This is a genomic window from Actinomyces sp. ICM58 (genome assembly GCF_000283035.1).
Taxonomy (GTDB): Bacteria; Actinomycetota; Actinomycetes; order Actinomycetales; family Actinomycetaceae; genus Pauljensenia.
The window spans coordinates 1-6,303 of record NZ_ALIY01000005.1; the positions used below are offsets into that span (position 1 = coordinate 1).

5 protein-coding genes and 1 pseudogene are annotated in these 6,303 nt (G+C 63.3%); all 6 read right to left on the reverse strand.

What is annotated here, in order from left to right:
- Nucleotides 1-146, reverse strand: a pseudogene (locus HMPREF1138_RS10975) (IS256 family transposase); the annotation flags it as partial.
- Nucleotides 147-596: 450 nt separating this feature from the next.
- Nucleotides 597-1,445, reverse strand: coding sequence for a NotI family restriction endonuclease (locus tag HMPREF1138_RS00120; protein WP_039936217.1), 849 nt, complete (start codon nt 1,443-1,445; stop codon nt 597-599).
- Complete coding sequence (locus tag HMPREF1138_RS00125; protein ID WP_202898323.1) at nt 1,438-2,496, reverse strand: DNA-methyltransferase; 1,059 nt, start codon at nt 2,494-2,496, stop codon at nt 1,438-1,440. The genes HMPREF1138_RS00120 and HMPREF1138_RS00125 overlap by 8 nt, the downstream gene beginning before the upstream one ends.
- A 24-nt stretch (nt 2,497-2,520) precedes the next feature.
- Entirely contained in the window at nt 2,521-3,603 is a 1,083-nt protein-coding gene (gene ychF / locus HMPREF1138_RS00130; protein WP_009055013.1) for a redox-regulated ATPase YchF, read from the reverse strand.
- A 76-nt stretch (nt 3,604-3,679) separates the two neighbouring features.
- On the reverse strand, nt 3,680-4,990 hold the full coding sequence (locus HMPREF1138_RS00135) for a hypothetical protein (RefSeq protein ID WP_009055007.1): 1,311 nt from the start codon (nt 4,988-4,990) through the stop codon (nt 3,680-3,682).
- 90 nt (nt 4,991-5,080) lie between these two features.
- Nucleotides 5,081-6,148 (reverse strand): 4-hydroxy-3-methylbut-2-enyl diphosphate reductase, encoded by a 1,068-nt coding sequence (locus HMPREF1138_RS00140; RefSeq protein ID WP_009055011.1) that lies wholly within the window; start codon nt 6,146-6,148, stop codon nt 5,081-5,083.
- Nucleotides 6,149-6,303 lie beyond the last annotated feature (155 nt).

Here is a 6,303-nt window from a genome sequence, read left to right on the forward strand (position 1 = left end):
CACTGGGCCCCGCACACCGCATCAGCGTCCGCTGATAACAACGCGTTAATCACGTGCTGGAGCAAGGAACGCATCAAATCCGGGGATGCCTGGGACAACGCCTCGCCAAGCAGGCCAGCAGGGTCGATAATATGAGGAGCGGTCATCGTTGTGCCTCCAAATCGTTTCGAGTCAGAACTAGAGAGCTTTCTCGAAGGATCACACGGTGACCGCACCCATATCAAACGGGCCGACCACCACACGGTTACACCACTATGCGGGACACTACTGTCTCGAAGCAGACCACACTCACGCCGAGCGACAGCAACCAGGGGCAAACCCTCCAAGTCGACGAGCAGATCGCACCGACCACAACGGCCAAGCGACACAGGGCAGCAACAGGGAGCGTGAGACATTCATGAGGGCTCTAAAGTTCTTGGGCAGAAATCCACCCATCATCAAGGACCTCGACCTCTACCCACAACCCCGACCAACACCCGGCCACCTCACCTCAGAAAAGCCACGAAACGGCGTACTAGCTGATGGCTCGCGAGGTGAAGGAGGACCATATTCCACATACCCACCACTACAAGGCAACAAATTTAACGCACTGAGGCTCACAATGGAGACCACAGCGTCATGTCAGTGAGTTTCGAGGAAATGCGCGCAAGCAAGACAGACTCCTCGACAGCCGCATCGTTCTTCAGCCCCAAGCAACGCTCGATTCCCGCGACATCGGTGGACATACGGCTATGAAGAACGAGATCAGAGCGCTGTTGCCCCGGCTCCAGAGGCTGCATCCCATAGCTATGAAAGTGAACCGTATCGACCACGTCAGCTGGATCGGTAAAGTGATCGAAGGTGAATTCTCGACGCATATAGTCCAACAAGGGATCTTGAATGACCAACACGAGATGCCTATTGATATTGGCGAAAGTTGCCGCCTTGTGATGCATCTGGACAAGGATCGTCTTTGCCGTCATCTTCCAATTCATGCCATAGGGCTTGCCCTCAGGCACCGTCACGGGAATACCTAAACGGTTGAGCGTGCTCATACGCGCGGGCCACACGCTGCCGGTCGTGTCCAGGGTTTGGAGCTCAATACCGACAAAATCGACCGCGTGACTCCCCCGAGCAGACACCAGAACATAGTCTAACTTTCCACCCGGAATCTTAATTTCCGACAGGAGATGGTAGTCATTTCCTGGCTGATGCTTCGTAAGCAGATGCATGCAGTCAATAAAAATCTTGTGCCGGTCGATGAGCCGGTTCGGACAAATCATCACAGAATCCATCGCCCGTCCAGCTAGGACCGTGCACGTTCCAATTGCGACGTCTGGTTCAGACTTGCGGGTTTTAAAGCACTTCTTGTCAGAGAAAGGACATTGCTGCAGAGCAACAATGGTGCCCCAGTCAATCCCCTGAGCATCCGTATTGATTCCGAATAACTCGACGATCTTATCCACGAACAACCCTCTCCCTTGCGAGCTGAATATAGCTCGGCGCCATATCCACCCCGATAGCTCGCCTCCCCTGCTGCACTGCGGCGAGAACCGTTGTACCTGTGCCCACGAAAGGATCGAGGACAACACCCCCGGGGGGACACGTCGCAGCGATGGGAGTCATACACAGTTCCAGAGGGTACGCCGCGTAATGAGAGGCGTCCCGCTTGTGCGTGTCCTCAGGAACGATCTCCCACACGTCCGATGGCATGGCACCATCGGGGTGGTACTTCAGGAAGTAAAAACCCTCGTCCCTCAGCTGCTTGGCCCGACCCGACACAGCGGCCTTGTCCGAGTGCGTAGTCCTCTGTCCGGAACCGCGGATCACCATCCGGAAATCGGAGAGTTCACCCGCCGCGACTTGCGCGAGCACCGCGTCGAGTGCTTCCATGGCGCGCTGTTTCTCCGCGTCGTTCAAATCGGTGGATAGCTCAATGCGCCTGCGGTATCGCACACCAGAGACACCCGTGGCGGAAACGACCGCGCCGTTGACGACCTTCGCGGCCCTGGGCTTATTTCGAATAGAGCTGGAATCGAAGTAGTACTGAGGCTTCTTGGTGAAATGAAAGAGCATCTCGTGCGTGCCTCGCAGTCGATCCCGAACAGCGCCGCCGCCTTTGAGCTTGGACCACACCACGTCGTTGCGCAGAATCCAGCCCTGCTCGTCCATCATCGCGATGGCAAGCCGCCAGGGAATCCCTTGAAGCGACTTCCTCGCGTATGTATCGCCGACGTTGAGCCAGAAGCTGCCCGTCGGCCTCAGCACGCGCTGCACCTGCCCGAAGACATCGAGGAGGCAGCGAAGGTATTGGTCAGGAGTTTTCTCTTGGCCAATACCTCCACCATCGTATTGACGTTGCTTCCAATAGGGAGGTGAAGTCATCACCATGTCAATGGAAGAATCGGGCAGGCTCTGCGTGACAGATAGAGCATCCCCCACGACAAGTGCGGCTGGACTCCGCCAGGTTTTAAACCATGGTGACTGCTCGTCAAATATGTCGACGTCTGGACTCACACTGATCGGCCCCTATTGTTCTTCTCAGACGTTGAAGCGGAACTCCACGACGTCACCGTCGTGCATGACGTAGTCCTTGCCTTCCATGCGGACCTTGCCGGCAGCCTTCGCGGCAGCCATGGAGCCGGCCTCGACCAGGTCGTCGTAGGAGACGACTTCGGCCTTGATGAAGCCCTTCTCGAAGTCAGTGTGGATGACGCCGGCGGCCTTAGGGGCGGTGTCGCCCTTGTGGATCGTCCAGGCGCGCGCCTCCTTCTCGCCTGCGGTGAGGTAGGTCTGCAGGCCCAGGGTGTCGAAGCCGACGCGGGCCAGCTTGTCCAGGCCGGACTCGTCCTGGCCGGATTCGGCGAGCATCTCGCGGGCGTCCTCGTCGTCCAGTTCGACCAGCTCTGCCTCGAACTGGGCGTCCAGGAAGATCGCCTCGGCAGGCGCGACCAGGGAGCGCAGCTCGTCCTTCATCTCCTCGTTGTCCATCTCCGCGGCGTCCATGTTGAACACGAAAATGAAGGGCTTCGACGTCATGAGCTGGAAGGAACGCAGCGCGTCCTGGTCCAGCTTGGCGCCCTCGGGGCCAGACAACAGCTCGCCGCGTTCCAGCAGCTCCAGAGCCGCACGCGCGGTCTCAAGGACGATCGGCTCGGTCTTCTTGCCGCGCACCTCCTTCTCGAGGCGCGGAATCTGCTTCTCGATCGTCTGCATGTCGGCGAGGATCAGCTCAGTCTTGATGGTCTCGATGTCCGAGGCCGGGTCCACCTTGCCGTCGACGTGCACGACGTCGGGGTCCGAGAAGGCGCGCGTGACCTGGCAGATCGCGTCGGCCTCGCGAATGTTGGCGAGGAACTGGTTGCCCAGGCCCTCACCCTCGGAGGCGCCGCGCACGATGCCGGCGATGTCCACGAAGGACACGGTGGCAGGCAGGATGCGCTGGGAGCCGAAGATCTCCGCGAGCTTGTTCAGGCGCGGGTCGGGCAGGGGGACGACGCCGACGTTGGGCTCAATGGTCGCGAAGGGGTAGTTCGCGGCGAGCACGGTCGCGCGGGTCAGGGCGTTGAACAGGGTGGACTTGCCGACGTTGGGCAGTCCAGCAATACCGATAGTAAGAGACACGCCCCCATCCTATCCGAGCAGACCCGGCGGCGCGGGCCCCACGCGCCACGTCACGCCGACGCGCGGGGCGCTCGGCTCACTGCGCGAATTCGACGGGCGCCAGCTGCAAGAAGTCGCCGAAGGTGATCGTCACATCATCAGACTTCCTGACCCTCACGCCGCGCTCCCCGAGCGCATAGAGCCTCGAATAGACAGCATCGCCCTCAGTCTCGCCGAAGCGCGCGGCACCGAACATCTGAGTCATCGTCTGACACAGCTGCCAGGCGGCAGCCGCCCCCGCGCGCGGCTCAACGCGCGTGCGAGCGGGAGTCGGCGAAATGGTGAGCACCCATTCTCCCCACGACGCCTTCTCCTGCGCGATCCAGCCGTCGCCGGCCAAGGAGACATCGCGGCCATCGAACTGCCCCGCAACGCCCCCATTGGCGACAAGAACGTCACGCACGGGCACGCCCCTCGCCCACTGGTCCACGATGCCGCACACCTGACCGAAAGCCAGGCCGGTGCGCATAGGAACGGTCTCCACCTCGTCTCGGGAACCCGCGGACGGCTCCGGAGACGCGACCTGGGCGGCGAGGTCCCGCAGCTGCGCGAACGTGAGGGTGGGCCGACGATTCTCCTGAGAATCGGGCGCGTACCCCTGCTCGTTCTCCTCCTCGAACCAGTCGAACTCCTCGATCTCCTCGGGGCTCTCCGAACCGTTCGGGCTCAGGGGCGTGACCGCAAGACCACCGGAGGCCAGCATGGGCACGTCGCGCAGGCGCGCGCCGCCCGCCAGCCCGGCGAGCACCCTCCCGAAGCCGAGGGGGAAGCCCGGGGGAAGAAGAACCGTCTCCCCGGTCGCGTCGCTGGCCAGCTCCACGCCGTCGGCGCTCACCGACGCGGTGAGAACACCGAGGCCACAGACGCGCAGATCCCACTGGTAGCGGATCTGCGGGCGCCACTGCGGCGGCATCATGCCCAGCCCGTCGACCAGGTCGGACATGGAACGGTCGAACTCCGCGTCGAACTGGTCCCAGCACGAGCACATGGTGCACGGCTTCGACCTGACGTCGATTTCCTGAATCTCGGGCCCGAGCGCAATCATCCACCGGTAGGGCTTGTACTCGGGTTCCTCCGACTCCAGGTTGTAGTATTCATCGTTTTCGATGAGCCTGGTATCGCCAAACGAAGAGTAGATGGTCGTCCCTCGGACCGACAGACGCAGGGAACGATCAGGGGTGCGCCACCGAATGTGCGTCTCCTCCTGCTCAGACCCGCCAATGATGATCGGTTTGACCGGCTCCATCATCTGCGCGGCCTCCAAGATGAACTGGTGGCAATCCTCGCGCGTCATGTCGCGCCCCGCCAGAGCGGCAACGGCGTCGCTCACTCGTTCGATGGGATCCATGCGCAAACCTCCACGTTCACTTGACAATCAGCGGAGCCCCGCCCCTCACAACAAGCTTACCGCACTGTCAGGCGCGCGGAGGCAGCGGTCTCAGCTGGTGTGGTCGGGCCCGGCCACGCGCGGCGCGTGGGGGCGCGCGGGCGCCATTCCGGCGTTCTTCAGGTCGGCGCGCAGGTCGCGCGGCAGCGCGAAGGTCGTCGATTCGGTTTCGGTGCGGGCCACCTCGACGGTGGGGAATCCTTGCGCTTGCAGCCATTCGATGACGTCGCGCACCAGGATCTCGGGCACGGAGGCCCCCGACGTGAGACCCACGGTGCGGGCGCCCTCAAACCAGGCCTCCTGCAGTTCGTCGGCCTTGTCGACGCGATACGCGGAGCCCGCCCCGGCCTCGAGCGCGACCTCGACGAGGCGCACCGAGTTCGACGAGTTCGCCGACCCGACGACCACCATGACGTCCACCTGCGGCGCAATATGCTTGACGGCGCCCTGGCGATTCTGCGTGGCGTAGCAGATATCGTCCGACGGCGGGTCGATGAGCTGCGGGAAACGCTGACGCAGGCGGTCCACGGTCTCGCGGGTCTCGTCGACGGAGAGCGTGGTCTGGGAGATCCACACGACGCGCGAGGGGTCACGCACGACGACGCCCTCAACCTCGTCGGGGGTGCCCACGACCTGAATATGCTCCGGCGCCTCGCCGAACGTGCCCTCGACCTCCTCGTGGCCCTGATGCCCCACCAGGATGATGTCGTAGTCCTCCTTCGCGAAACGCACGGCCTCGCGGTGCACCTTGGTCACCAGCGGGCAGGTCGCGTCGATCGTGGCCAGGTGGCGGGTGGCGGCGGCCTCGTGGACGGCCGGGGAGACGCCGTGCGCAGAGAAGACGACGCGCGCCCCCTCGGGCACCTCGTCGGTCTCCTGGACGAAGATCGCGCCGCGCTTGGTCAGCGACTCGACGACGAACTTGTTGTGCACGATCTCCTTGCGCACGTACACGGGCGCGCCGTACAGCTCCAGGGCCTTTTCGACGACGTCGACGGCACGGTCCACGCCGGCGCAGTATCCGCGGGGCGCGGCCAAGAGGATGCGGCCGCTTCCCTCCCCGTGGGAGGCGGGCAGGGGGGAATCGGCGCTGGCACGCAGGTCGACGTTTTCGCTCATGCACCCACCCTAGCGCCCGGGGCGGCGGGGGTGCGCGCGCTCGTGGCAATCCCACACGCCCCTCATCGACGAGGCCGGGGCCCCTCCCGCTCTCGCGCGCAGGGTGAGAGAGCGGCCCGGGTGCCCCCTCGCGCTCACCCATCCCGGGCGCGGGG

What these genes read in the sequence shown, in the direction of transcription:
- HMPREF1138_RS00135 (WP_009055007.1), bottom strand. Translation starts at nt 4,990, where the DNA reads ATGGATCCCATCGAACGAGTGAGCGACGCCGTTGCCGCTCTGGCGGGG.
- HMPREF1138_RS00140 (WP_009055011.1), bottom strand. Translation starts at nt 6,148, where the DNA reads ATGAGCGAAAACGTCGACCTGCGTGCCAGCGCCGATTCCCCCCTGCCC.